This window comes from Actinoplanes sp. NBRC 101535 (assembly GCF_030269225.1).
GTDB classification, from domain to species: Bacteria; Actinomycetota; Actinomycetes; order Mycobacteriales; family Micromonosporaceae; genus Actinoplanes; species Actinoplanes rectilineatus.
This window is the reverse complement of record NZ_BSSY01000071.1, coordinates 1-270: the sequence shown is the minus strand read 5'-3', so window position 1 is coordinate 270 and position 270 is coordinate 1. Positions and strand designations below refer to the sequence as shown.

The window sequence follows — 270 nt, the reverse complement described above, 5'->3', positions numbered from 1 at the left end:
CGGGGATCATCCACCCGTTCGCCGTCGCCACCGCCGGCGGCGGCCGGGCCCTGCTGGTCTCGGGCCGGGCGATCCGCGCCGAACACCGCATGCATCTGGCCGACACGAAAGCCCGCCGCAAAGCCACCGCGAGACGCGCCCCCGCGCGCGGGCAGCGCGGGTCACGGCGGTGGCGCAAGGCCCGGCGCCGGGCCCGGCTCGTCGAGGGCCGTCACCGCCGCCGGGTCCGGCAGGCCCTGCACGAAGCCGCCGCCATGGTCGTCGGCTGGG

General features: G+C 79.3%; 1 protein-coding gene. It reads left to right on the top strand.

From position 1 onward, the window contains the following. Positions 1-270: hypothetical protein (locus QSK32_RS45395; RefSeq protein ID WP_285475571.1), on the top strand; the 270-nt coding region annotated here is incomplete at both ends.